Origin of the sequence: Streptomyces sp. NPDC002838, assembly GCF_040295365.1 — a bacterium.
GTDB lineage: Bacteria > Actinomycetota > Actinomycetes > Streptomycetales > Streptomycetaceae > Streptomyces.
Map to the genome: position 1 here is coordinate 33,857 of NZ_JBEOVF010000019.1, position 24,382 is coordinate 58,238.

Here is a 24,382-nt window from a genome sequence, read left to right on the forward strand (position 1 = left end):
GCCCCAGGTTGGGGGTGAATCAACTGCGGGGAGTCGTCGACTCCCCGCTCTCCCGTTCCCGGGCACCTTCGCGGGTGCGGCCCGCGGCGACCGGGCGGCGCGGGTTGCGGCGCAGGTATTCGCCCTCCAACTGCGCCATGCGCTCGTTGTGGGCCCGCAGCGCGTCGTTCGAGCCGTACAGCAGGGTGTCGTGGCGCGTGCGGTGGATGGTTTCCAGCTCCTTCATGAGCTGCTGGTCGTCCAGCCGGTTGGGGTCGATACCGGTCATGGTGGTGCCCCGCTCGTCGTGTTCGTTCATGCGGTTCGGGTACCCGCCCGGCAAGCACTACCCCCAAGCGGCATCCGGGAGGGAGCCATGGATCTCGCTTTTCTGCATCCACTCTACGAACATCCGGGGCCCTGGGCCTCCGTGTACGTCGGCACCTCCCGGCATACGGAGGACACACCCCATGAACGGCATCTGACGGCCGTGGCCCTGTCCGAAGAACTGTCCCGGCAGGGCGCCGACGAGGAGACCTGCCGGGCCGTACGGGAGGCACTGGAGGAGCTGCGGCACTCCTCCGAACCGCACGGACGGGCCCTGTTCGCGCGGGCCGGCGAGGTGGTACTGGACCCGCCGCTGGCCAGGGCGCCGAACGGCGACAGCGCGCACTGGGCGCCCTTGCCGCACACCGCGCCGCTGCTGGAGCTGGCCGGTGAGGATCCGGTGTGCATCGTGGCGTACATCGACCGCAAGGGCGCCGACTTCGAGCTGCGCAGTGCGCTCGGTCGACGGGATGCCGGTGCGGTCGCCGGTCGACAGTATCCTGTACACCGTACGAGCTCGGTCGACTGGTCCGAGCGGCACTTCCAGCTGCGGGTGGAGAACACCTGGGAGCACAACGCGGCCGAGATCGCCGACGCGCTCGCCGTCTGCCAGGAGGAGACCCGGGCCGACCTGCTGATCCTGGTCGGTGAGCAGCGGGAGCGGCGGGCCGTGCACGAGCGGCTGCCCAAGCGGCTGCACGACCTCGTCGTCGAGGCCCCGCACGGCACCGGCAGCAGGTTGCTGCACGAGGACGTGGAACGGGCGCGCGCCGACCATGTGCGGCAGCGGGCGGAACGGGAGCTGGAGCGGTTCCTGGCGGCTCGCGCACCCGGGGATGATGGGCGCGCCGGTGCCGTGGAGGGCGTCCCCGCCCTGATCGAGGCGGCGCGTGAGCACCGTATCGACGAGCTGCTGATCCGGCCGGACGGTCCCGACGCGCACCGTGAGGTGTGGATCGGCGAAGATCCCGACCAGCTGGCGGTCCGCCGTACGGACCTGAAGATCCTCGGCGAGCAGCACTCCTGGCCCGCCCGCGCGGACGACGCGCTGATCCGCTCGGCGGTCGCGACGGGCGCGCCGGCGATCTCGGTGACCGCGGCCGCGCCGGAGACCAGGGCCGAGCAGGAAGCGCCGGTGGGCGGTCTGGGCGCGCTGCTGCGCTGGACGTGAGCGGGGACGCTGGCCGCGGACGAACGCCGGTCGACAGTCGACACTCGGCAGCAGACAGTCGACCGCTGACCGCCAGTCGACAACCGACCGCCGACCGCCGACCGCCGACCGGCCACAGGCCACAGGCGACGGGCGACGGGCGACGGGCGACGGGCGACGATCAGCGGACCCGTTCCACCCGCCGTTCGTCCCACACCGGCTCCGCCGTCTCCCGCACGCGGCCGTCACTGCCGAAGACCAGATAGCGGTCGAAGGAGCGGGCGAACCAGCGGTCGTGGGTGACCGCGAGGACCGTGCCGTCGAAGGCCTCCAGGCCCTCCTGGAGGGCCTCGGCGGACTCCAGGTCCAGGTTGTCGGTCGGCTCGTCGAGGAGCAGGGCCGTGACGCCCTGGAGCTCGAGCAGAAGGATCTGGAAGCGGGCCTGCTGGCCGCCGGAGAGGCGGTCGAAGGTCTGCTCGGCCTGGCCCGTCAGCTCGTAGCGGCGCAGCCGGGACATCGCGGCGCCCCGGTCCTGGGCGTGCTCCTTCCACAGGATGTCCAGCAGCGTGCGCCCCTCCAGCTCGGGATGCGCGTGCGTCTGGGCGAAGTGCCCGGGCACCACGCGCGCACCGAGCTTCCACGCCCCCGTGTGCGCCACGTCGTCGCCGGCCAGCAGGCGCAGGAAGTGCGACTTGCCGGAGCCGTTGGAGCCGAGGACGGCGACCCGCTCACCGTAGAAGACCTCCAGGTCGAAGGGCTTCATCAGGCCCGTCAGCTCAAGCCCTGCGCAGGTCACGGCCCGGACGCCGGTGCGGCCACCCTTGAGCCGCATCCTGATGTCCTGCTCGCGCGGCGGCTCCGGCGGCGGTCCGGCCTCCTCGAACTTGCGCAGCCGGGTCTGGGCGGCCTGATAGCGGGAGGCCAGCTCATGGCTGATCGAGGCGGCCTGGCGCAGGTTCAGCACGAGCTTCTTCAGCTGGGCGTGCTTCTCGTCCCAGCGGCGGCGCAACTCCTCGAAGCGCGCGAAGCGTTCGCGCCGGGCCTCGTGGTAGGTGGCGAAGCCGCCGCCGTGCACCCAGGCGTCGGCACCTGCGGGAGAAGGCTCCACCGAAACGATCTTCTCGGCGGCGCGGGCGAGGAGTTCGCGGTCGTGGGAGACGAACAGGACCGTCTTGCGGGTCTCCCGCAGGCGCTCCTCCAGCCAGCGCTTGCCGGGCACGTCGAGGTAGTTGTCGGGCTCGTCGAGCAGGAGCACCTCGTCGGTGCCGCGCAGCAGCGCCTCCAGGACCAGCCGCTTCTGCTCTCCGCCGGACAGGGTGCGCACCTGCCGCCACTGCGCATTCTCGTACGGCACGCCGAGCGCGGCCGTGGTGCACATGTCCCACAGCGTCTCGGCCTCGTACCCGCGCGCCTCGGCCCAGTCGGCGAGGGCCTGCGCGTACGCCAGCTGAGCGGCCTCGTCGTCGACGGTCATGATGGCGTGCTCGGCCTTGTCGACGGCCTCGGCGGCCTCGCGGATGCGGGGTGGCGCGACCGACACGAGCAGGTCCCGTACGGTCGTCTCGTCCCGTACGGAGCCCACGAACTGCCGCATCACGCCGAGGCCGCCGCTGACGGTGACGGTCCCGCCGTGCGGTTTCAGCTCGCCCGAGATCAGCCGCAGCAGGGTGGTCTTGCCGGCGCCGTTGGGTCCGACCAGGGCCACGGCGGCCCCTTCGCCGACCCGGAAGGACACATCGCCGAGCAGCGCCCTCCCGTCGGGGAGGCAGTACTCGAGGTGTGCGGCTTCCAGATGTCCCATGAGGAGCCAGTCTGCGTCCACGCGACCGCGCCGACAAGCGGTTTTCCGACGGCCCGACCCGGTGAAGGACCCGTCTGGCGCCGTACAGGATCCGCGCGGGCCGGGGTACACGCATGGCATGAGCCCAGACGTCGACCTCACCGTCCCCAAGCCCGGCCGTCACGCGCTGCGCGACTGGCTGCTGGCCCTCGACAACCAGCTGTTCGAGTTCGCCGCCGAACGGCACTGGCCCGCCGCCGAACCGGTCCTGCCGCGGCTGAGCCGGAGCGCGAACCACGGGGTGCTGTGGTTCGCGACGGCCGCCGCCATGGCCGCGAGCCGCACCCCGCGAGGTCGCCGGGCGGCCGCGCGGGGTCTGGCCTCGCTCAGCCTGGCCTCCCTGACCATCAACACCCTCGGCAAGCGCTCGGTGCGCCGCACCCGGCCCGTGCTCGATCCGGTTCCGCTGGTCCGGCAGCTGAAGCGGCAGCCGATCACCACGTCGTTCCCGTCGGGTCACTCCGCGTCGGCGGCCGCGTTCGCGACGGGGGTCGCCCTGGAGTCGCCGAACTGGGGCGCGGTCGTGGCTCCGGTCGCCTTCTCGGTGGCGATGTCCCGCGTCTATACAGGTGTCCACTTCCCGAGCGACGTACTGGCGGGGGCGGCCCTGGGCGCGGGCGCCGCGTTCGCCGTACGGGGCATGGTGCCGACCCGCGCCCAGAGCCTGCCGTCGGCCCGGCATCGCGCGGACGTCCCCGCGCTGCCGGACGGCGTGGGCCTGGTCGTGGTGGCGAACACCGCCTCGGGCAATGGCGACCGTGCCCGCGCGCTGCGGGCCGCCCTGCCCGCGGCCGAGGTCGTCGAGTCCGAACCGGCCGATGTGCCCGCCGAATTGGAGAAGGCGGCGGCCCGCGCCCGGGCGCTCGGGGTGTGCGGCGGCGACGGCACGGTCAACGCCGCCGCCGAGGTCGCCCTGCGGCACGGTCTGCCCCTCGCGGTGCTGCCCGGCGGCACGCTGAACCACTTCGCCTACGACCTCGGCATCGAAGGCGTCCGCGATCTGAGCCGGGCCGTCCAGCAGGGCGAGGGGGTGCGGGTGGACGCCGCCCGGTTCGCCTGCGGCACGAAGGAGGGCATCTTCCTCAACACCTGCAGCCTGGGCGTGTATCCCGAGCTGGTGCGCGAGCGGGAGCGCTGGTCGCATCTGATCGGCGGCTGGTCGGCAGGCGTGCTGGCGGCGCTGCGCGTGGTGCGGACCGACCGGCATCCGCTGGAGGCCGAGTTCCGCGGCAAGGCGCGGCCGCTGTGGCTGCTGTTCGCCGGCAACGGCACGTACCACCGGATGGGCCTCACACCGGGCCGCCGTCTCGACCTGGCGGACGGACAGCTCGACGTACGGGTCGTGCACGGCGGCCGCCGGCCCGCCCTCCGGCTGCTGTCGGCCGCCCTCGCGGGGCCGCTGACCCGCTCCCCCGCGCACGCGGCGGTCCAGGTCGGCCGTCTGCATCTGGCCAGTGTCGCCCCGGGCACACTGCTGGCCTATGACGGCGAAGTCACCGAGGTGGAGGGCGAGGTGACCCTGGAGAAGCTCCCCGAGGCACTCACCGTCTACCGCCCGACGTCGGAGAACTGATCAACCGTCAGACCACATGTCAAGACGCATGGTCTCAACATTCGACATGCGGGAGTACGGTGATCCGTATCGCCGGAGGGGCCGCGAGGCCCTCGTGCGCCGGCAGACGAGAGGGGACCGCCATGCCGAATCCGCAGGAGACCGCCGTCTACACGCACGGCCACCACGAGTCCGTGCTGCGCTCCCACACCTGGCGGACCGCCGCCAACTCGGCGGCCTATCTGCTCGGCTCGCTGAAACCCCACATGAGGATCCTGGACATCGGCTGCGGGCCGGGCACGATCACCGCCGACCTGGCGGCACTGGTTCCCGACGGGCACGTCACCGGCGTCGACCACGCGCCCGAGATCCTGGACCAGGCTCGGGCCACGGCCGCCGAACGGGGCCTGTCCAACATCGACTTCGCGGTCGCCGACGTGCACGCGCTGGACTACCCGGACGACACGTTCTGCGTGGTCCACGCCCACCAGGTGCTCCAGCACGTCGGTGACCCGGTGCGGGCACTGCGCGAGATGAGGCGGGTCACCGCTCCGGGCGGGTTCGTCGCCGTCCGCGACTCCGACTACCGGGCCATGACCTGGTTCCCCCAGTCACCGGGGATGGACGACTGGCTGGACCTGTACCGCCGGGTGGCCCGGGCCAACGGCGGCGAGCCGGACGCGGGGCGCCGGCTGAAGTCCTGGGCGCTGCGGGCGGGCCTCACGGACGTCACGGCCACCTCCAGCACCTGGACCTTCGCCACGGCCGAGGAACGGGCGTGGTGGAGCGGCCTGTGGGCGGACCGCACCCTGACCTCGGCATACGCGGAGCGGGCCACGGAGGGCGGCCACGCGACCCGCGAGCAGCTGCGGGCCGTGTCGCGGGCCTGGCGGGAATGGGGAAACCAGGAAGACGGCTGGTTCAGCGTGCTGCACGGAGAAATCCTCTGCCGCAAGGAAGCCTGAATCTCGGTTTCCGGGAAACCCGGACAGCAGGAGGTTCACATTATGGTTCCCATTCTGATCGTCCTGCTTCTGGCGCTGATTCTCTTCGGTGCCGGATTCGCGGTAAAGGTGCTTTGGTGGATTGCGCTGGCCGTCCTGGTCCTCTGGCTTCTGGGCTTCCTGGTGCGGGGTACGACCGCGGCGGGAGGCAGGGGCCGCTGGTACAGGTGGTGAACTGGTACAAGTGAGGAATTGATCCGGGGATCCAGTCCCCGGGAACCGGGGTTTCAGTCCCTGGGAAGCAGAGGTCCGAGCGGCCCGAGGTCCAGATTGAGGTCCTCGGGCCGCAGTCCGTAGCGCTCCCGCAGCTCGGTCATCCGGTCGTCGAGCAGCATCAGCGTGAGCCCGATCCGCTCCTCCTGCTCCTCGGTCAGGTCGCCTTCGTCGAATCGGCGCAGCGCCTGGCGTTCCATGAGCTGACGCAGCAGTTCGACGACCGTCAGGACGAGTTTGAGCAGGTCGCGCTCGACGGTGTCGGGGTCCAGGTCCAGCCGGTTGCGGCGTTCGGTCGTCACGTCGGGTCCCCCCAGGGCGATGGAACTTGGGCGTTCACCGAGCTGATCAGCGCGTTGAGGTCGATACGCACGAGGTCGACGTCCGCGATGCGCAGCGTGATGTCCCCCGTGATGACGACCCCGCCGGCGAGCAGCCGGTCGAGTAGATCCACGAGGGCGACCTCACGGCGCTCGATCACCGTCACCGGTCCTCCTCCCCTGAAGCGTCCCCCGTCGCGTCCCCCGTCGCGTCCCCTGACACATCCCCTGCGACATCACCGGCCACATCCCCCGCGATGTCTCCCGCGAAGGAATAGGCGGCCCAGGGGCCGGTCAGTTCCACTCGCATTCCGGGTGCCTCGTCCTTCGTACGGTCCACCAGTTCCACGAATTCCTCGGAATCAGCGCGCGGCACCAGATAGGCGGCATTGAGCACATTCCGTCCGGGGGCGCCGGAAAGGGCGGCATTCTGTGGGGCGTGCAGTCGGGAATCCTCGGCGTACGACGACAGCGTTTCGTGCAGCCGGCTCGCGAACTGCTCCGCCCGCTGCCAGGTCTCCTCGTGCGCCCGGGCCCGCTGCCGCCGCTGCCGCAGATAATCCCGGCCCGACACCGCCTTCTCCGCCGGCCCGCCCGTTTCCGGACGCTCCGGCGCCGACTCCGGCTCCGTTTCGGCGTAGACCTTGACGCCCCACTCCACCCGGCCCTCCAGCCGGTCGAGGGCGCGCCTGAGGGCGTCCTCGCGCTCTTCGATCATCACGCGTACGCCGCTGTCGTCCCGGAAGACGGTGCCGAGCCGCAGTGGCAGCGGGGTGGTGACGACGGTGAGCGCGTCAATCACTCCCTGGTGGGCGCGGGCGGTCCGGGTGAGCCAGTCCAGGTCCTCCAGATGGGCGCGGAGCGGTTTCTCGGCGAAGTCCCGCTCCGGCACATGACTGACCACGGCGATCAGGCCGTGGTGGTTCAGCAGCCTGGGCGGATCACCCGCGACGCCCGTCAGCTGGGATTGCAGGGCCGCGCCGAAGGGACGGCAGACGGCGTAGACGTACCGCAGTCCGGTCATGATGCCTCCTCCTGCGTGCGGGCGGGCTCCAGTTGGGCGATCCGCTCGCGCAACTCGGCGTTCTCTCGGGCCAGTTCGTCGCGGCGGGCGCGCGAGGACAGGGCCGGGTCGTCCTCCCACCAGTCGATGCCCATCTCCTTCGCCTTGTCGACGGAGGCGACGATGAGCCGCAGCTTGATGGTCAGGAGTTCGATGTCGAGCAGGTTGATGCGGATGTCGCCCGCTATCACGACACCCTTGTCGAGCACGCGCTCCAGGATGTCGGCGAGGTTGGCACTACTGCCCGAACCGTAGGGATCGGGCAGCCGGCTGGGGGTGGTCATCGTCGGCTCCCGCCGTCGGCGTACTGGTACTCGGCCTCGTACTCGCCCTCGTCCCGCGGCGCCTCTTCGTCCTCCGGCTCCTCTTCGTCGTACTCGCCCTGGTCCTCCTCGTACGCCTGGTCCTCCTCGGCGTACGGGCCTTCCTCCTCCTCTTCATCCTCGCTCTCGTAAGCCTCCTCGTCCTCCTCGGGAGCCTCCTCGGGAGCCTCCTCGGCCACGGCGTCCTCGTGGCGGAGGACGACCTCGCCGTCGCGGATCTCGCCGCGCCAGCCGTCGGCCGCCGCTCCCTTCAGCGTGATGAAGCGGGCGAAGTTCTTCAGGTCGAGGCGGGCCCGGCGGCCCTGGGCGCGCCAGACGTTGCCGGTCTTCTCGAACAGGCCCTTGGGGTAGTACTCGATCACCAGCAGGACCCGGGTGAGGCTGTCGGCGAGCCGGTGGAAGGACACGACGCCCTTCGTGGTGCCCTTGGCGCCCTCCGAGGTCCAGGAGATCCGGTCGTCGGGGACCTGCTCGACGGTGTGGGCCTTCCAGCTGCGGTTGGACCAGAAGACCTTCAGCTGCCAGTCGGAGTGCGTGTCGTCGGCGCGGTTCGCACTCTTGACGCCCTTGGTGAAGGTGCTGAAGTCCTGGTACCGGGTCCACTGGTCGTAGGCCGTGCGCAGCGGCACGCCGACGTCGATGTGCTCGATGATGACGGTGGGCTTCCTGCCCGCCCCGCCCGCGCGCTTCCCCTTGCCGCCGCCGAGGTTCTTCAGCGCGCCGAGCACGTTGTCCTTGGCTCGGGAGGCGCCGATCTCCAGCACGCCGCGCAGGGGCCCCTTGCCCTCGGCGAGCTTGCGGCCGCCGTCGAGGGCGAGCCGGGTGAAGCCCGGGCTGTTGCCCTCGGCGACGTCGTTGAGCTTGACCGTGGTCTCGCCGAGCCTGCGGCCGAGGTCGGCCAGCAGGCGCTGGGCCTGGGCGGCGAGGTACTCGCGCACCTCCGCCTTGAGCCGGTCGGCGGCCTCGCTGTGGGCCACGTCGGTGAGCGGGTTGCCCTTCGCCTGGTCGGTGGCGTGACGGGCCGATCCGAGGGTCTCGGTCATCGTTCACCGCCTCCCCTCGGCAGCCGGGCCCGGGTGCCGCGGGCGGTGCTCTTGGCCGCGGTCGCCTTCTTCGCGGCGGGCTTCTTCGCGGCGGCCTTCTTGGCCGGAGCCTTTCCGCCGGGGGTTTTCCCCGCCGCCTTGGCGGCCTTCTTCGCGGGTGCCGTCTTCGCGGTCGCCTTCTTGGCGGCCTTCTTCGCCGGAGGCGGTGCCTTCTTCGCCGCCGCCTTCCGGCGTGGCGCGGGAGCCTCCTCGTCCGGCGCCCCGTCCGGCGCCTCGTCCGGTTCGGCGTCCGGCTCGTCGTACTCTTGCGCCCCCTCCTGATCCTCCCGGTCCTCCTCGCGCTCCCCGGCTTCCTCGTTCCCCGAGCCCAGGCCCGACGCGTCCGGCACCACGCCCGCGAGCTGGTCGCGGACCTGGGCGGTACGGCCGTGCAGCCGGTCGGCGAGCGCGTCGATCTGCCGCTCGACCATGGCACCCGAGGCCGCCTTGCCGACACCGCGCAGGTCCTCGCGCAGCTGGTCCCCGATCTCCTTGAACTGCGGGTTGTTCCGCAGCTGCCCGGACACCAGGTCCGCGAGCACCCGCGGGCTCAGGTGCATCCGCCGGCCGGCCACGAGCGTGCCGACGGCGAACGCCAGTTTCAGTTTCTTCGTACGTCCGAGGACGTATCCGGCCCCTACCGCGAGGCCCAGTCCCGCTCGGTTCATCGTGCCGTCCCGTCGCCAGTCCCCGCGCCGCCGCGCAGGCCGATCTCCAGCCGGTCGAGGAGGTCGTCCTCGAGGCGGTCGAACTCCTCGTCGTCGATCTCGCCCGCCTCGAGCCGCTCCTCGAGGCGGGCGAGTTCGGCCCGGACCGTGGCCGGGTCGTAGTAAAGGCGTTCCGCTTCGTTCAGCACCTGTCTGATCACCCATGCGCTGCCGCGCACCGGGGCGAACGGCAGCAGCAGCACCTCTCCGATCAGTCCCACGGCTGCTCACTCCTCCCCGCGGTCCGCGCCCAGCGTCCTGCCCGCGGGCTCGGCCGGGCCGGGCTCGACGAAGCTGTACGGCGGCAGCGGGCCGTTGACCCGCAGTTCGAGGTGCGGATGGCCCTTGCGTACCTGCTCCACGGCGGCGAGGAAGGCCGCGGCCGCGTCGCGGTCCACCAGGAACGAGACGTTGGCGAGCCAGCCGGTGGACTCGGGGCCCACGCTGACCGCCTCGGCGGCCGGTTCCAGGGTGTGCTGCACATCGGTCGCGTCCTCGGCCTCGCGGGCCTTGACCGCGGCCACCACCATCTCGCCGAGCTGCAGCCGCTGCTCGTAACTGCCGCCGCCCGCCTGCCGGTTGGCCTCGGTCAGGGCGCGGATCTCCGGGTTCTCGGACATCACCCGGTGCAGCACGGCCTCTTCGTTGTGGCTGGCCTTGACGTTGTACTCGACCTTGCCGTCCAGAGTCCGCAGCCGCTCCTGGTAGTGCTCGGCGCGTTCGGCGAGCACCCCGGTGACCTCGCCGTCGTCCGAGGCGACGCTGCCGAACCGCATGGGGAGCACGCAGCCGGCCGCGCCCGCCTCGCTGAGCACGTTCTGGTGGGCGAGCAGGTCCCTGCGCTTGGGGCGCAGCCCCTCGGGGGCGTCGCTGACGACCGCCGCCAGGTCCCCCTCCTTCAGGATGCGCACGGGATGCGGCGGATCGCCGACACCCCCCATGCCCTCGGGCAGCGAAGGATGGGACGCGGCGGTGATGCCGTAGACGTACGTGCTCACTCCTGTTCCTCCTTCCTGCGCGAGGCGGTGGACTTGCGGGCGCGCGGCCTGGACTCGGGCTCGCTCTGGCCCTCCTCGCGTGCCTGCTTGAAGGCGCCGGAGATGGTTTCGGCGGCGCCGGACAGCGCCCCCTTGGACTTGCCGCGCGAGCCGGACTCGGTGATCTCGCCGACGACGTCGGGCAGGCCGGGGCTCTTGTTCGGCCCGGACTCAAGGTCGAGCCGGTTGCACGCCTCGGCGAAGCGCAGGTAGGTGTCGACGCTGGCGACGACGACCCGTACGTCGATCTTCAGGATCTCGATGCCGACGAGGGAGACCCGTACGAACGCGTCGATGACGAGCCCCCTGTCGAGGACGAGTTCCAGAACGTCGTAGAGGCCGCTGGTGCCGCCCCCTCCGCCGGTCTGCTGTGCCGGGACAACGGTCATGGCGACCGCGCCTCCTTGTCTGTGGGCTGGTGAACGGGTGTGTGCGCGGGAAGGCGGCCTAGCGGCCGCCGGGCCTGTGTGCGTCGGCCCGCCCGCGTTCGTAACGGCGAACGCGCCGGTAGCCGGTGAGCTGCCCCTCCGGGTCGAGGTCGACCTGGTAGCTCGCCATCAGGCTCATCGTGTCGGGGACACGGGCGAGTTCGAGGACCTCGATCTCCAGCGACCAGCCGTCCTCGGTCTGTTCGAAGGACGACACGTTCTCGGCGGCCATACCGGTCAGCTCCGCCAGTTGGGCGCGCGCCTGGCGCAGCACCTCCATGGGTGTGGGCCGCCGGGCGTCCGCCGTGCTGTTGTCCGCGCCGCCTCTGGTGTCGTTTTCTTTCCCTTTGGGGGAGTTGTGTGAACTCTGGGACCCTGATGTGTTCTTTGTGTTCGACATGGCCACCTCTAACTCCGGGTGGCCGCTTGCCCCTTGGCCAAACCTTCGGTCGGCAAACCGTCAGGAGGGCATCAACGCCTTGAGCCGGCGCCGCGCCGGGCCCAGGGCACGGCCCTTGGCCGGCACACCCGCCCAAGGGTTGGTGCGGGCCTGCTCGACGGCGTCGGCGATGCTCCAGCGGCGGGCGTCGAGGCCCGGGTCGTCCAGCTGGGTCCAGGCGAGCGGGGTGGCCACGGGCGCGCCGGGCTTGGCGCGGACGGTGAACGGCACGACCGCGGTCTGCGCGTAGGCGTTGCGCTGCACGTCGAGGTAGAGGCGGTCGCCGCGGTCCTTCTTGCGGGCGGCGGTGGTCAGCCGGTCGGGGTGGCCGGCGACCAGGGTGTCGGCGACGTCCCGGGCGAACTGACGTACCTCGTCGAAGTCGTGGTGGCCGTTGAGCGGCACGATCACGTGCAGGCCGCGCGAGCCGGTGGTCATCAGGGCCGAGGGCAGGCGCAGTTCGTCGAGCAGCTCGCCCAGCAGCCAGGCCGCCTCCCGCACCGCCACGAAGGCGTCCTCGGAGTCGTCGGGGTCCCCGGACGGGTCGAGGTCGAACACCATCCGGTCGGGGTGGTCGACCCGTCCGACGCGGGACAGCCAGCGGTGCAGGGTGAGGGCGGCCTGGTCGGCGAGGTAGACCAGGGTGGCGGTGTCGTCGCACACGGTGTGGCGGACGGTGCCGTCCTCCTTGGCCACCTCGACGCGGGAGATCCACTCCGGGTAGTGCTCCGGGGTGTTCTTCTGCATGAACTTCTGGCCGTCGAGGCCGTCCGGGTGCCGCTCCAGCATCAGCGGACGACCGCGCAGGTGCGGCAGCATGAAAGGGGCGACGGACCGGTAGTAGTCGACGAGGTCGCCCTTGGTGTACTCCTTCGCGCCGCCGTCCCCGTCGCCGCCGGGGAAGAGCACCTTGTCCGGGCGGTGCACCTCCACCGTGCGTTTGCCCGCCCGGACGGTCCGTACGTCGTCGCCGCTCACGGCACGACCGCCTGCTCCACCAGCAGCCGCCCGGCCGCCGCGATCGACTCGGCGTCGATGCCCGCGGCGTGCAGTTGCTCGGCCGGGGACGCCGAGCCCGGCATCGTACGGACGGCGAGGCGCACCAGGCGCGGCATCGGGCGGCCGTCGAGGAACGCGTCGAGGACGGCGTCGCCGAGGCCGCCCTCCTCGTGGTGGTCCTCCACGGTCACCAGGCAGCCGGTGTCCTCGGCGGCCTGGCGCAGGGTGAACCGGTCGACGGGCTTGACCGAGTACAGGTCGATCACCCGGGCCTGGATGCCCTCCCCGTCCAGCGCGTCCGCGGCGGCCAGCGCCTCGGGCACGGTGACACCGGCCGCGACGAACGTCATCCGGTCCTGGTCGGAGGAGCGCAGCACCTTGCTGCCGCCGACGGGGAACTCCTCGTCGGGCTCGTAGATCACCGAGCTCTCGCCGCGCGAGGTGCGCAGATAGCGGATGCCGTCCAGGCCCGCCATCTCGGCGACCAGGTGCGCGGTCTGGTTGGCGTCGCACGGGTACAGCACGGTCGAGCCGTGCACCGCCCGCATCATCGCCAGGTCCTCCAGGCCCATCTGGCTGGGCCCGTCCTGTCCGATGGCGACGCCCGCGTGGGAGCCGACCAGGTTGATGCCGGCGCCGCTGATGGACGCCATGCGGACGAAGTCGTACGCCCGCGTCAGGAAGGCCGCGAACGTGGAGGCGTACGGCACCCAGCCGCGCGCCGCGAGCCCGACGGCGGCGGCGACCATCTGCTGCTCGGCGATGTAGCACTCGAAGTAGCGGTCGGGGTGTTCCTTGGCGAAGAACTCGGCGCGCGTGGAGTCGCCGACCTCGCCGTCGAGGGCGACGACGTCGCCGCGGGCCGTGCCGAGGGCGGTCAGCGCCTGCCCGAAGGCGTTGCGTGTGGCGATCTCGTCCCCCTTGTCGAAGCGGGGAAGTTCAAGGTGACCGGTGCGTACCGCGTGCAGCATGCGGGCGGCGGTCGGCTCGTTCACCTCGACGCGGATGTCGCGGGGGCCGCCGAGTTCGGCGATCGCCTCGTCGGCGTTCTTCAGCGGCTTGCCGTGCAGCCCCTCCCGGTCCTCGACGTCGGTGACACCCTTGCCCTTGAGGGTGCGGGCGAGGATCGCGGTGGGCTGGCCCTTGGTGGAGGCGGCCTCGCCGTAGGCGCGGTCGATGGCGTCGACGTCGTGGCCGTCCACCTCGACGGTGTGCCAGCCGAAGGCCTGGAAGCGGCGGGCGTATGCGTCGAGGTCGTGGCCGTGCCGGGTCGGGCCACGCTGGCCGAGCCGGTTGATGTCGACGATCGCGGTGAGGTTGTCGAGGTGCTCGTACGCCGCGTGCTCGGCGGCCTCCCAGATGGCGCCCTCGGCGAGCTCGCTGTCGCCGCACAGCACCCACACGCGGTAGCCGGTGCGGTCCAGCCGCTGGCCGGCCAGCGCGATGCCGACGCCGACCGGCAGTCCCTGCCCGAGCGAGCCGGTCGCCGTCTCCACCCACGGCAGCCGCCGGGGCGTCGGGTGCCCTTCGAGGCGGCTGCCGAGCTTGCGGAAGCTGAGCAGTTCCTCGTCGTCGATGGCGCCCGCCGCCTTGTAGGCGGAGTACAGCAGGGGCGAGGCGTGGCCCTTGGACAGCACGAAGCGGTCGTTGCCCGGGTGTGCGGGGCGGTCGAAGTCGTAGCGGAAGTGGTGCGCCAGGAGTACGGCCATCAGGTCCGCGGCCGACATCGAGGACGTCGGGTGCCCGGAACCCGCGGCGGCCGAGGCGCGCACGCTGTCCACGCGCAACTGCTGGGCGAGTTCGACGAGTTCACCGGTGTTCATGAGTCTCCTTCCGCAGGGGTGTCCGGGGTGTCCTCGGGGACGTCGGTGCGCTTGACGGGGCCGGGCGCCTTGTGGGGTTCGCCGCCGGGCTGGTTCTTCGCGGGCTCACCACCCGGCTGGTTCTTCGCGGGTTCACCGCCCGGCTGGTTCTTCGCGGGTTCACCACCGGGCTGGTTCTTCGCGGGCTCCGATGCGGGGTTCCCGGACCCGGCGTCCTCGTCCGTCGCCGCCCCCGGCCCCGAGCGGGCGTCGGTCTCCTGCCGCCGCTCCGGCCCGCCCGGCACCCGCGCCAGCTCCGGCGACGCCGTGTCGAGCGGCACCGACCAGGACCGTACGAGTCCCAACTGCACGGCTTGGCGCGGCAGTACGGACTCCAGCAGCCAGTCCGCGGCGACCCGGACGCGGTTGCCGGGCATCGCCGCGAGGTGGTAGCCGCGGGTGACCACCCCGGCCGCCGGGCCGGACAGGGACACGCCGAGCGGGTTGGCGGCGGCCTTCGCGCCGCCCAGGTCCACGACGAAGCCCAGGTCCTTGTGGCGGTAGGGCCGCCGCTCGCCGATGCCGAAGGAGGCGGCGACGTTGCGGGCCACGGTCTTGCCGTGCCGCCAGGCGTGCTGCGCGGTCATCGGCGTGAAGTTCCCCGGGTCGTTCAGGTCCGGTACGGCGGCCGCGTCCCCGCACGCGAACACCTCGGGCCGACCGGGAAGTTGGAGGTACGGATCGACGACGATCCGTCCGCGCTCCAGCGGCTGCCCGGTGCTCTCGACGAGCGGATCCGGCCGCACGCCCACACACCACACGAGCGTCCGGGTCTGAACGAACTCACCGTCGGTCAGCAGCACCCCGTTCGGCGTGGCCTCCTTCACGGAGGTCCCCATGCGCACCTCCACGCCCCGCTCCCGCAACGTGCGGTCGGCGGTGCGGGACAGGTGCTCGTCCAGCTCGGGCAGTACACGCGGCGCGATGTCGAGAAGCATCCAGCGCGGCCGCATGCCCTCCCGCAGGGGGTGCTTGCGCACCTGCGCGTCGGTGTACAGCTGCCCGTGCGCGGCGACCTCGGTGCCGGTGTAGCCGGCGCCGACCACCACGAAGGTGCAGCGGGCGGCGCAGCTCTCGGGGTCGTCCGCGGCCGCCGCGAGCTCCACCTGCCGGGTGACGTGGTCACGCAGGTACAGGGCCTCGGGCAGCCCGCGGAAGCCGTGCGCGTGCTCGGCGACCCCGGGGATCGGGAGCAGCTTGTTCACGCTGCCGACGGCGAGCACGAGCCGGTCGTACGGCAGGACGCCCTCGCCGCCCTCCGGGCCGCTGTAATGCACGGTCCGCCCGTCCAGGTCGATGCCGTCGGCCTCGCCGAGCACCAGGCGTACGTGCGGCAGGGTGCCCGAGAGGGAGACGGTCACCCGGCGTGGCTCCAGGATCCCGGCGGCGACCTGGGGCAGCAGGGGCAGGTACAGAAAGTAGTCGGTCGGGTTCAGCAGGGTGATGTCGGCCTTGCCCCGGGACATCCGGGACAGTTCTCGGGCCGTCCGGTAACCGGCGAAGCCGGCACCGACGATCACTATGCGGGGTCGACTCACGGTTGGCCTCCGACGCTGTCGCGTACCTCGGGAGCCTTCCGCGTCCCCCTGGCCAGGGCGGCCAAACGTCCGCCGGTTTCCCGTCCGGCCGCCGGGTACTCGGACGGCGTCCCGACCCGCCCACGTCGTGGAGGCACACCCCCCATGCCCCAGTACGGCTATTTCCTCTCGTGCGAGCAGTACGGTCCCGCGGAGCTCATCGAACAGGCGCGGATGGCCGAGCAGGCCGGATTCCAGTCGCTGTGGATCTCCGACCACTACCACCCGTGGAACGACGAGCAGGGCCAGAGCCCGTTCGTGTGGTCGGTGATCGGCGCACTGTCCGAGGCGGTGTCGCTGCCCGTCGAGACGGCGGTGACCTGCCCGACCGTACGCATGCATCCGGCGGTGGTCGCGCAGGCCGCAGCGACCAGCGCGGTGATGACGGACGGCCGCTTCCGGCTCGGCGTCGGCTCGGGCGAGGCGCTGAACGAGCACATCCTCGGCGACGCCTGGCCGCCCGCGCACGTACGGCTGGAGATGCTGGAGGAGGCCATCCAGGTGATGCGCCGGCTGTTCACCGGCGAGGAGGTCAACCACCACGGCCCGCACTACACGGTGGAGAACGCCCGCCTGTACACGGTCCCGGACGAGCCCGTCCCGGTCGACATCTCCGGCTTCGGGCCCGCGGCGACCCAGCTGGCGTCCCGGGTGGGCGACGGCTACATCACCATCCAGCCCGACGAGTCGATGGTGGAGCAGTACCGCAAGGGCGGGGGCGGCGCGAATCCGGTCAGCGGCGGCACCAAGGTCTGCTACGACCTCGACAAGGAGGCGGCGGTCCGTACGGTCCACCGGCTCTGGGCGAACGAACAACTGCCCGGCGAACTGGGCCAGGTGCTGCCCTCGCCGAAGCACTTCGAGCAGGCGCAGACACTGGTCACCGAGGACATGGTGCGCGAGACCCGGGTGTGCGGGGACGACGTGGACGAGCACGTCGCGGAGCTGAAACAGTTCGCCGACGCGGGCTTCGACATGGTGTACGTCAACCAGATCGGCCCCGACCTGCGCGGCTTCTTCGACTTCTACCGTACGAAGGTGCTGCCGCAGCTGCAGCAGGCCTCCTGACCGGGGCGGGCCCACGATGAAACTCCACCGCCCCGCCGTCTCCGTGTACACGGTGCCGACCGACGCCCCCGAGGCGGACGGCACGCTGGCCTGGGCCGCCACGACCCTGGTGATCTGCGAGGTGTCCACCGACGGCACGACCGGGACGGGCTGGACCTACGGCCCGGCGGCGGTCGGCGACTTCCTGCACTCCTTCCTCGGCCCGCTCGTCGAGGGTCGCAGCGCCCTGGACATCCCCGCCGTGCACGACGCGATGTGCCGCTCGGTGCGCAACGCGGGCCGTCCGGGTATCGCGTCCTGCGCGATCTCGGCGCTCGACATCGCCCTGTGGGACCTCAAGGCCCGCCTGCTGGAACTCCCCCTGGCCCGGCTGCTGGGCACCGCCCGGGAGACGGTCCCGGTGTACGGCAGCGGCGGCTTCACGACGTACCACGACACACATCTGGCCGCGCAGCTCAACGGCTGGGTGCACGGGCAGCACATCCCGCGCGTCAAGATCAAGATCGGTGAGGGCTGGGGCCGCGCGGTCACCCGGGACCTGGCCCGGGTCCATGCCGCCCGCCAAGTCATAGGAACTGACGCGGAGTTGTACGTCGACGCCAACGGCGCCTACACCCGCAAGCAGGCGGTCCGGGTCGGGCACGCGCTCGCCGAGCACGGGGTGGGCTGGTTCGAGGAGCCGGTGTCCTCGGACGATCTCACCGGCCTGCGCCTCGTCCGCGACGCCCTGGTGTGCGACGTGACGGCCGGCGAGTACGGCTACGACCTCCCCTACTTCGCCCGCATGATCGCCGCCGGTGCCGTCGACTGCCTCCAGATCGACGCGACGCGCTGCGGCGGCCTCACCGAGTTCCTGCGCGCGGCGGCGCTCGCCCACGCCCACGGCCTGGAGGTCTCCACCCACTGCGCACCGCACGTCCACGCCGCCGCGGCCGCCACGATCCCCAACCTCCGCCACATCGAGTGGTTCCACGACCACGTACGCATCGAGGACATGTTCTTCGACGGCGCCCTGGACCCCACGGGCGGAGTCGTACGCCCGCTCAGCGGCCACGGCCTGACGCTGCGGACCGAGGAGGTGGAGGAGTACCGGGTGGCCTAGGCCGGCCTAGGCGTCGAGGATGGCGACGTCGAGGATGGCGACGATGGCGTTCATGTCCTTGACGTCCGACGCAACTTCGACCAGCCCCCACGGCGCAGCCCGGCAGTCACCACCGCACCCAGGCCGCCGGCGGCCAGCGCCCCCGCACCCATCCGTCCCCGGTTCCGCGACACCCAGTCCTGCGGGCTGTCCGATACGGCCTCGCTGTCGAAGCGGCCGTGCGCCCCGTAGTCCCGCCCGTGCGGCCCGTCGGCCGGCGTCCACAGGTTTCCGGGGCCGCCGACGGGCTCCCCCTCGGCCTGTGGGTCCTGCTGCGAGTCGAACGCGGTCCGCGCGAGGTAGCGGTCGAGGAACCCCGGCACCACCGCGTTGACGATCAGCGTGGCCGCCGTGGAACCTCCGACCCAGTACTCCCGCCGCCGCCCGTGCCCGGCCGCGTGCACGATCGCCCGCGCCGCCACCTCCGGCTGGTACACGGGCGCGACCGGCCTGGCCCGCCCCGGCATCCGGTTCAACACCCAGTCGAACTGGGGGGTGTTGACGCCGGGCAGCTGCACCATCGTCGTACGGACGCCGCTGCCCGTGTGCAGCAGCTCGCAGCGCAGCGACTCGTTGAACCCCTGGATGGCGTGCTTGGCGCCGCAGTACGCCGACTGCAGCGGAATGCCGCGGTAGGCGAGCGCGGAACCGACCTGCACGATCGTGCCCCGGTCGCGCGGCAGCATGTGGTGCAGCGCGGCCCGGGTGCCGAACACATAGCCCAGGTACGTCACTTCGGTCACCCGCCGGAACTCGTCCGGGGTGATCTCGGTGAACGGGGCGAAGACCCCGGCGAAGGCGTTGTTGACCCAGACGTCGATCTGCCCGAAGGCGTCGACGACTTTCTGGGCCGCGTCGTCGACCGCCTTGGCATCGGCCATGTCGACGGTGACGACGAGCGCCTCACCGCCGGCGCGCTGCACCTCGTCCGCGGCCGCGGCGAGACCCTCGCGCCCCCGGGCCAGCAGGGCGACGCGTGCGCCCCGGGCGGCGAAGGCCACGGCCGTGGCCCGGCCCACGCCGCCGCTGGCCCCGGTCACCACGACGGCCTTGCCGTGCCTCGACAACGGGCCCTTGCGGAAGTCACGCACGGCGCATCACGCCCGGTGGTGCGGCTGCTCGGGGTCGATGTCGTCCGGGCGCGGCGCCATGGGGGCGGTCCCGCCGGGTGCCGGCGTGCCCGCTCCAGGGGCGCCGGTCGCCGCGCCCGCGCCTCCGGGCGCGACGGGCGGCATCGGCGGATACGGCGCGCCGACGCGCTCGGGACCGGCCGCGGCGGGTTCGGCCTCGCGTTCGGGCGCCGGACGGGACGCCGAGGGCCGGGCGGCACCGCGCAGCGCATACGCCACGGCGCCGAGGATCGCGGCGGTGATCAGGGCGGCGGCCCAGTCCGGCAGACCGGCGGCGAGAGCCAGACCCACGGTGAGCGCGAGGGCCGCACCCGCGTACAGGGCGACGGCGCCGGACGCGGCGTACAGCATGGCCGTACGTCGTTGCCTGCGCGTCTGCTCGCGCAGTTCGTCCCGTACGGTCTCCCGCGCCACCTGCGCCAGCTCGTCGACCAGATGCTTGTCCAGATGCTCCAGGTGATCCAAGCGGTCCATGGCCGTCGGGTACCCCCGGCCACGGGCGCGTAACGCTCCTGCCGAGGGGTACCCGCCCTGCTCGCAAGCCTTTATCGCAGGATTCCAAGCCCCCTATCCAGATTTCAGGGAGAAAGAGGATGACCGAACGCGCCGACGTCGTGGAGTTGCTCAAAGGGCAGCACACGCGAATCCGGGAACTGCTCGACGAGGTGGCGGCCACCAGGGGCGACGAGCGGAAGCAGTGCTTCCATGACCTCGTCCGCCTCCTCGCGGTGCACGAGACCGCTGAGGAAGAGGTCGTCCATCCCTTTGCCCGCACGAACATCGACGGCGGAGAACTCGTCGTCAGGGACCGTATCGAGGAGGAGGAGCGGGCCAAACAGGCGCTGGCGCGTCTGGACGACATGGATCCCGGCTCCCCCGAGTTCTTCGACCACTTCGCGGCCCTGCGCCAGGACGTCCTGGCGCACGCGGACAACGAGGAACGCTACGAGTTCGCGCACTTCGACCGGGTCGCCGACCGCGGCCGGCTGGAGACGCTGGCCCGCGCCGTGCAGGCGGCGGAAGCCCTGGCACCGACCCGCCCGCACCCGGGCGCCGACACGGCGATGAAGAACGTGGCGGTGGCCCCGGTCGCGGCCGTGATCGACCGCACACGGGATGCCGTACGCAAGGCCATGGGCTGACCTGAGCAGCCCCTGGGGTCTGTCTGACGGTCGGGCCGTGGGGATCGCGTGAAACGATCTCCTCACCCGGCCGCCCCAACTAGGCTCGTCACATGGACATTCTGGGAGCCACGCTGCGCGTCTGCGTCGACGACCTGGAGACCGCGGTCCCCTTCTACGAACGGCTGGCGGGCGGCAGAGCCCTCCGGTTCGAACGCGGCGGCGTGCAGGTCGCCGCGGTCGGCTGTTTCCTGCTGATGAGCGGGCCCGAGGCCGAACTGGAGGTGCTGCGCAAGGTCGCCGCGACGATCGCCGTGAAGGACGTCGACGAGGCCCGCCAAGTGCTCACCGAGATGGGCGCGCACATCATCGCCGGCCCGGTGCCGACTCCGGTGGGCCGCAACCTGATCGCGATGCATCCGGACGGCACGGTGTACGAGTACGCGGACCGCGGCGGAGCGTAGCCGTTCAGGGCCCGGTGAAGGCGCAGGCCCACGCGTCGAGCACGACGGTGACGGACCTGGACACGATGAAGATCAGCGTCAAGCCCGCATCTCGGCGGTGATCGCCCAGCGCTCGTGGTCCCGCCAGGCCCCGTCGATGAAGATCATGTCCGGCGAGAACCCTTCGAGCCGGAACCCGCAGCTGCGGGCGAGCGCGATGGACGCGGCATTGCCCGGCTGCACATTGATCTCCAGCCGGTGCAGCCGCATCGGCCCGAACGCGTACCCGACGACAAGATCGAGCCCCTCGCGCATCAGCCCGCGCCCGGCGGCGTGCGCGAAGGCGCCGTAGCCCAGGGCACCGCACTGGAAGCCGCCCTCGACGATGTTGTTGATGTTGATGAACCCGGCGATGGCCCCGCCGTCGCCCTTCTCCGCGGCCTTCTCGCACACCAGGAACCCGGCCTTGGCCGGATCCTCGATCAGCCGCCCGGCGTACGCGGCATACGCTCCCGCGCTGTCCGGGGGAAACAGCCACGGCCGGTGCAGTTCCCTGCTCTCCCGGGCCCGGGCGGTGAACTCGGCACCGTCTTCGTAGGTGAAGTGACGTATCCCCACGCGAGGGCCTTCGGCAAGGTAACGGGAAGCGCTGTCGGGCATCCGGCCACCCTACGACTCCCTGGCCCCGCCCCTCAGCCGCCCGCCACCGGCAGTTCCAGCACCCCCGTCTCCCCCGGCGCGCTCGCCACGGTCACCGGTTTGATGCCCCGGTTGCCGAAGTACGCGTCGTCGCTCGCCGCGATCACGAACTGCAGGCGGTGGCCCTTCTCGTAGCGGTGGACGATGCCCGGGAGGGTCACCGTGAAGCTCTTCCTCACGTCGGGGACGCGGACCGGGGCGACCAGGCGGTGGGCCAGGGTCTTGGTGCCGTCGGGGGCGATGTCGTAGAGCTTGGCGAACAGCACGAGCTTGTCGGCGGCGTCGCCCGAGTTCTGGGTGCGTTCGGCCTTCCGGGAGATCACCTTCAGCGTGGCCCTCGGCGCGCCGACGACATCGACCGTGCGTGCCAGCGGCTCGCTCGTCCAGCCGAGGTAGGTGCCCTCGGTGTCGTACGGCGCCGGGTCCGGCAGGCCGAGGACACTGGCCAGCGAGTGCTCCGAATGGCTGGTGGGGACCAGTTGGTTGGTGTAGGTGCGGCTGCCCCGGGTCACCTTCCGGTGGTTGTCGACGAGCTTGGCGTCGCCGGAGAGGTACAGCTTCTGGTTGAGGGCGGGGAGGCGGTCGGCGGTGGCGTAGGTGCTGGTGGGGTCGTTGATCCAGTCGCGGTAGTAGGCGAAGGCCGGGCCCGTGTCGACGTCGTTCTGCTTGCGCAGGTAGCGGTCGAACCAGGCCAGGATGCGCCTGCCGACGTAGCTGGTCTCCAAGTTGCCCTCGACGAGGTTGAGTTCACCGGTGGCCGGGTCCGTCACCCCGCCGCTGTGGCCCCACGACTGCCAGATCATCTTCGTGGTCGTCCCCCGGGCCTTGAGGGCCTTGTACGTCGCCGTCGCCTCGTTGAGATTGAAGAGGCTGTCGGCCTGCCCCTGGACCAACAGCGTGGGCGCCTCGATCCGGCTCTGGTACGACATCGGCGACACGCTGTGCGCGTAGGCGAGCAGTTCGGCGGTCCGGTCCGCCGGGTAGCGGCCGGAGTTCAGCGTGTGGATGGTGTCGCAGGCCTTGCGGACGAAGTGCCGGCAGGGCAGGGAGTTGATCCGGGACGGATCGAGGCTCGGCAGCAGCAGCGGCTGCCCCTCGCCGATGAGGTAGAAGCCGTTCGTCCACTGCCATTTGAAGGCACCGGGCACGTTCCCGGCACCCACCGCGTTGTTCGGGTCGAGGGAGTACGCCAGGTCGTTCCAGGTGATCATCGGCACCAGCGCGTCGACGCGGTGGTCGACGGCCGCCGTCGCCAACTGAATGGCGCCCCCGTAGGAGCCGCCCAGCATGCCGACCCGCGGATCGCCCGCCCTGTCGAGGGTCACGAAGTCGGCGTTGGTTCCGTCGTCGGCGGCCCGCTTCCCGCCCAGGAAGTCGATGAGCTCCGAGGCCGCCGCTCCGTCGATCGCCGGGTCGTCGAGCGAGATCAGGCAGCCGCTCTCGCCGAAGCCGAGCCCGGAGTAGACGAGTGAGACATAGCCGCGCTGGGCGAAGGCCTTGCCGATGGCGTCCGTCTGGCCGTCCGCCTTGCTGCCGCCGAAGCCGTTCGTGGCGAGCACGGCAGGCGCGGGGTGGCCGCGGTTCACGTCGGCGGGCCGGTACAGGTCGGCGTCGATCGTGCAGGTGCGGCCGCCTGCCTGGACGGTGAACGTCAGTGCGGTGACGGTGAACGGGCCGGCCGCGGACGCGGGAGTGGTGAGGGCGAGGGGAGCGGTGAGCGTGGTACCGAGCAGAAGAGCGAGCGGGACTCGGAGTCTGGGCACACGACGGGACACGAAGGCCTCCACACTGAGGACGATCACAGGGAGAAACAGCCCGACTTACCGGCCAGTAAGCACTGGTCGACAGCCATGGTGTGACACGTGTCAGGCGAGGTCAATCGCCGAAACGTGTGTTTCTTGACGGGTATTCAGGGAAACGGGCTCAGCGCAGAGCGGGTGCGTCGAGCGTCACCGTGCCCGCGTCGGCGTCGAGTTCCGCCGCCACCCCGAAGGGGATCGTCAACGCCCCCTCGCAGTGTCCGAACCCGAACTCCTCCACCACGGGCACACCGAGTCCGCCGAGCCGGTCGGCGAGGACGGCGCGCAATTCGTCGTACGGACCGCACCGGGCCCAGGAGCCGAGCGCGATCCCGGTGACGCCGTCGAGCCATCCGCTGCGCCGCAGGTGGGTCAGCATCCGGTCTATTCGGTACGTCCGTTCGCCCACGTCCTCGATCAGCAGCAGGCCTCCCCGGGCACCGGTGTGAGCGTGCGGCGTACCGAGGTCGGAGGCGAGCAGGCTGAGACAGCCGCCCAGCGTGACGCCCCGGGCCCGGCCGGGAACCATGGCCGTACCGGCGGAGGCGATCGTACGGACCGTCTCCGGAGCGAACAGCGTGGCCTTCAGGTGCTCCTGCGCCCGGGCGTTCTTGACGAAGTCGACGCCGGCCGCCGCCGGTCCGTGCAGCGTGACCAGGTCCAGTCGTGTGGCGAACGCCTGGTGCAGCACCGTGATGTCGCTGAAGCCCACGAACACCTTGGGTCCGGCCGCCCGCATCGCCGCCCAGTCGAGCAGGTCGACCATCCGCTGCGCCCCGTACCCGCCCCGCGCACACAGCACCGCGTCCACGGCCGGATCGCACCAGGCGCCCTGCAGATCGGCGGCCCGGTCGGCGTCCGTACCCGCCAGATAGCCGAACTCGCCGTGCCGGTCCAGCACATGGGGTGCCACGACGGGATCGAGGTCCCAGCCGCGCAGCACGTCGAGCCCGGCCTGCAACCGCTCCTCGGGAACGGGTCCGCTGGGCGCGACGACGGCCACGCGGGCACCGGGGGCGAGCCGGGACGGACGGACGAGTTCCTTCACCGGGCCCGCTCCATCGACGTGTTCCTTCCCT

At 71.6% G+C, this 24,382-nt stretch carries 28 protein-coding genes; 8 read left to right on the top strand and 20 right to left on the bottom strand.

Features of this window, described 5'->3' with window-relative positions; genetic code table 11:
• Positions 1-19: 19 nt before the first annotated feature.
• Positions 20-298 carry a DUF6158 family protein gene (locus tag ABT063_RS23835; RefSeq protein ID WP_124437889.1) on the bottom strand — a complete coding sequence of 93 codons (279 nt, stop codon included), beginning with the start codon at positions 296-298 and terminating at the stop codon, positions 20-22.
• 57 nt (positions 299-355) lie between these two features.
• Between ABT063_RS23835 and ABT063_RS23840 the strand changes: the two genes are divergently transcribed.
• Positions 356-1,477 (top strand): baeRF2 domain-containing protein, encoded by a 1,122-nt coding sequence (locus ABT063_RS23840; protein WP_351059739.1) that lies wholly within the window; start codon positions 356-358, stop codon positions 1,475-1,477.
• A 160-nt stretch (positions 1,478-1,637) separates the two neighbouring features.
• On the opposite strand, the gene ABT063_RS23845 is transcribed toward ABT063_RS23840, so the two are convergent.
• Positions 1,638-3,257 (bottom strand): ABC-F family ATP-binding cassette domain-containing protein, encoded by a 1,620-nt coding sequence (locus ABT063_RS23845; protein ID WP_351059742.1) that lies wholly within the window; start codon positions 3,255-3,257, stop codon positions 1,638-1,640.
• Positions 3,258-3,375: 118 nt separating this feature from the next.
• Between ABT063_RS23845 and ABT063_RS23850 the strand changes: the two genes are divergently transcribed.
• The 3 genes from ABT063_RS23850 (at position 3,376) to ABT063_RS23860 (ending at position 6,026) form a co-directional block, all read left to right on the top strand.
• Positions 3,376-4,869 (top strand): bifunctional phosphatase PAP2/diacylglycerol kinase family protein, encoded by a 1,494-nt coding sequence (locus tag ABT063_RS23850; RefSeq protein ID WP_351059745.1) that lies wholly within the window; start codon positions 3,376-3,378, stop codon positions 4,867-4,869.
• A gap of 122 nt (positions 4,870-4,991) precedes the next feature.
• Complete coding sequence (locus ABT063_RS23855; RefSeq protein WP_351059748.1) at positions 4,992-5,813, top strand: class I SAM-dependent methyltransferase; 822 nt, start codon at positions 4,992-4,994, stop codon at positions 5,811-5,813.
• Between the two features lie 42 nt (positions 5,814-5,855).
• Positions 5,856-6,026, top strand: a complete 171-nt coding sequence (locus tag ABT063_RS23860) for a hydrophobic protein (RefSeq protein WP_351059751.1) — start codon at positions 5,856-5,858, stop codon at positions 6,024-6,026.
• 53 nt (positions 6,027-6,079) lie between these two features.
• Here ABT063_RS23860 and ABT063_RS23865 read toward each other — a convergent pair whose 3' ends face one another.
• Genes ABT063_RS23865 through ABT063_RS23925 form a run of 13 tightly spaced genes read right to left on the bottom strand, consistent with a single transcriptional unit; the run spans position 6,080 to position 15,863 of the window.
• Complete coding sequence (locus ABT063_RS23865; protein WP_351059754.1) at positions 6,080-6,367, bottom strand: gas vesicle protein K; 288 nt, start codon at positions 6,365-6,367, stop codon at positions 6,080-6,082.
• The gene (locus ABT063_RS23870) at positions 6,364-6,552 is read right to left on the bottom strand and encodes a gas vesicle protein (protein WP_351059756.1); all 189 of its coding nucleotides are present in this window, start codon (positions 6,550-6,552) and stop codon (positions 6,364-6,366) included. The genes ABT063_RS23865 and ABT063_RS23870 overlap by 4 nt, the downstream gene beginning before the upstream one ends.
• Positions 6,549-7,409 carry a GvpL/GvpF family gas vesicle protein gene (locus ABT063_RS23875; protein ID WP_351059758.1) on the bottom strand — a complete coding sequence of 287 codons (861 nt, stop codon included), beginning with the start codon at positions 7,407-7,409 and terminating at the stop codon, positions 6,549-6,551. The genes ABT063_RS23870 and ABT063_RS23875 overlap by 4 nt, the downstream gene beginning before the upstream one ends.
• Positions 7,406-7,732: a gas vesicle protein gene (locus tag ABT063_RS23880; protein WP_351059761.1), complete on the bottom strand. Its 327-nt coding sequence runs from the start codon at positions 7,730-7,732 to the stop codon at positions 7,406-7,408. The genes ABT063_RS23875 and ABT063_RS23880 overlap by 4 nt, the downstream gene beginning before the upstream one ends.
• Positions 7,729-8,814: an SRPBCC family protein gene (locus tag ABT063_RS23885; RefSeq protein WP_351059764.1), complete on the bottom strand. Its 1,086-nt coding sequence runs from the start codon at positions 8,812-8,814 to the stop codon at positions 7,729-7,731. The genes ABT063_RS23880 and ABT063_RS23885 overlap by 4 nt, the downstream gene beginning before the upstream one ends.
• The gene (locus tag ABT063_RS23890; protein ID WP_351059766.1) at positions 8,811-9,521 is read right to left on the bottom strand and encodes a DNA primase; all 711 of its coding nucleotides are present in this window, start codon (positions 9,519-9,521) and stop codon (positions 8,811-8,813) included. Before ABT063_RS23890 ends, ABT063_RS23885 begins: the two co-directional genes overlap by 4 nt.
• The gene (locus tag ABT063_RS23895; RefSeq protein WP_351059769.1) at positions 9,518-9,781 is read right to left on the bottom strand and encodes a gas vesicle protein GvpG; all 264 of its coding nucleotides are present in this window, start codon (positions 9,779-9,781) and stop codon (positions 9,518-9,520) included. The genes ABT063_RS23890 and ABT063_RS23895 overlap by 4 nt, the downstream gene beginning before the upstream one ends.
• 6 nt (positions 9,782-9,787) lie before the next feature.
• Positions 9,788-10,558, bottom strand: coding sequence for a GvpL/GvpF family gas vesicle protein (locus tag ABT063_RS23900; protein ID WP_351059772.1), 771 nt, complete (start codon positions 10,556-10,558; stop codon positions 9,788-9,790).
• Positions 10,555-10,986: a gas vesicle structural protein GvpA gene (locus ABT063_RS23905; protein WP_351059774.1), complete on the bottom strand. Its 432-nt coding sequence runs from the start codon at positions 10,984-10,986 to the stop codon at positions 10,555-10,557. The genes ABT063_RS23900 and ABT063_RS23905 overlap by 4 nt, the downstream gene beginning before the upstream one ends.
• Before the next feature lie 58 nt (positions 10,987-11,044).
• Positions 11,045-11,425: a gas vesicle protein GvpO gene (locus ABT063_RS23910; RefSeq protein WP_351059777.1), complete on the bottom strand. Its 381-nt coding sequence runs from the start codon at positions 11,423-11,425 to the stop codon at positions 11,045-11,047.
• A gap of 60 nt (positions 11,426-11,485) precedes the next feature.
• Positions 11,486-12,442, bottom strand: coding sequence for a non-homologous end-joining DNA ligase (gene ligD / locus ABT063_RS23915; RefSeq protein WP_351059780.1), 957 nt, complete (start codon positions 12,440-12,442; stop codon positions 11,486-11,488).
• A complete protein-coding gene (locus ABT063_RS23920) occupies positions 12,439-14,286 on the bottom strand; it encodes a transketolase (RefSeq protein ID WP_351059783.1) in 1,848 nt (615 codons plus the stop codon). The genes ligD and ABT063_RS23920 overlap by 4 nt, the downstream gene beginning before the upstream one ends.
• Positions 14,283-15,863, bottom strand: a complete 1,581-nt coding sequence (locus ABT063_RS23925) for an NAD(P)/FAD-dependent oxidoreductase (RefSeq protein WP_351059786.1) — start codon at positions 15,861-15,863, stop codon at positions 14,283-14,285. Before ABT063_RS23925 ends, ABT063_RS23920 begins: the two co-directional genes overlap by 4 nt.
• 144 nt (positions 15,864-16,007) lie before the next feature.
• On the opposite strand from ABT063_RS23925, the gene ABT063_RS23930 reads away from it, so the two are divergent.
• Complete coding sequence (locus ABT063_RS23930; RefSeq protein ID WP_351059789.1) at positions 16,008-16,970, top strand: LLM class F420-dependent oxidoreductase; 963 nt, start codon at positions 16,008-16,010, stop codon at positions 16,968-16,970.
• Between the two features lie 16 nt (positions 16,971-16,986).
• Positions 16,987-18,072, top strand: coding sequence for an enolase C-terminal domain-like protein (locus ABT063_RS23935; protein WP_351059792.1), 1,086 nt, complete (start codon positions 16,987-16,989; stop codon positions 18,070-18,072).
• Positions 18,073-18,122: 50 nt separating this feature from the next.
• Here ABT063_RS23935 and ABT063_RS23940 read toward each other — a convergent pair whose 3' ends face one another.
• Positions 18,123-19,202 carry an SDR family oxidoreductase gene (locus ABT063_RS23940; RefSeq protein ID WP_351059795.1) on the bottom strand — a complete coding sequence of 360 codons (1,080 nt, stop codon included), beginning with the start codon at positions 19,200-19,202 and terminating at the stop codon, positions 18,123-18,125.
• A 6-nt stretch (positions 19,203-19,208) separates the two neighbouring features.
• Positions 19,209-19,715, bottom strand: a complete 507-nt coding sequence (locus ABT063_RS23945; protein ID WP_351059797.1) for a phage holin family protein — start codon at positions 19,713-19,715, stop codon at positions 19,209-19,211.
• Between the two features lie 119 nt (positions 19,716-19,834).
• Between ABT063_RS23945 and ABT063_RS23950 the strand changes: the two genes are divergently transcribed.
• Both ABT063_RS23950 and ABT063_RS23955 read left to right on the top strand, forming a co-directional pair.
• A complete protein-coding gene (locus ABT063_RS23950) occupies positions 19,835-20,383 on the top strand; it encodes a hemerythrin domain-containing protein (protein ID WP_351059800.1) in 549 nt (182 codons plus the stop codon).
• Between the two features lie 92 nt (positions 20,384-20,475).
• Complete coding sequence (locus ABT063_RS23955) at positions 20,476-20,826, top strand: VOC family protein (protein WP_095751190.1); 351 nt, start codon at positions 20,476-20,478, stop codon at positions 20,824-20,826.
• 78 nt (positions 20,827-20,904) lie between these two features.
• Here ABT063_RS23955 and ABT063_RS23960 read toward each other — a convergent pair whose 3' ends face one another.
• The 3 genes from ABT063_RS23960 to ABT063_RS23970 all read right to left on the bottom strand — a co-directional run bounded on the left by ABT063_RS23960 (position 20,905) and on the right by ABT063_RS23970 (position 24,351).
• Complete coding sequence (locus ABT063_RS23960; RefSeq protein ID WP_351059803.1) at positions 20,905-21,465, bottom strand: GNAT family N-acetyltransferase; 561 nt, start codon at positions 21,463-21,465, stop codon at positions 20,905-20,907.
• A gap of 32 nt (positions 21,466-21,497) precedes the next feature.
• Positions 21,498-23,279 carry a CocE/NonD family hydrolase gene (locus ABT063_RS23965; RefSeq protein WP_351059806.1) on the bottom strand — a complete coding sequence of 594 codons (1,782 nt, stop codon included), beginning with the start codon at positions 23,277-23,279 and terminating at the stop codon, positions 21,498-21,500.
• Positions 23,280-23,427: 148 nt separating this feature from the next.
• Positions 23,428-24,351 (bottom strand): S66 peptidase family protein, encoded by a 924-nt coding sequence (locus ABT063_RS23970; protein WP_351059809.1) that lies wholly within the window; start codon positions 24,349-24,351, stop codon positions 23,428-23,430.
• Positions 24,352-24,382: the final 31 nt, after the last annotated feature.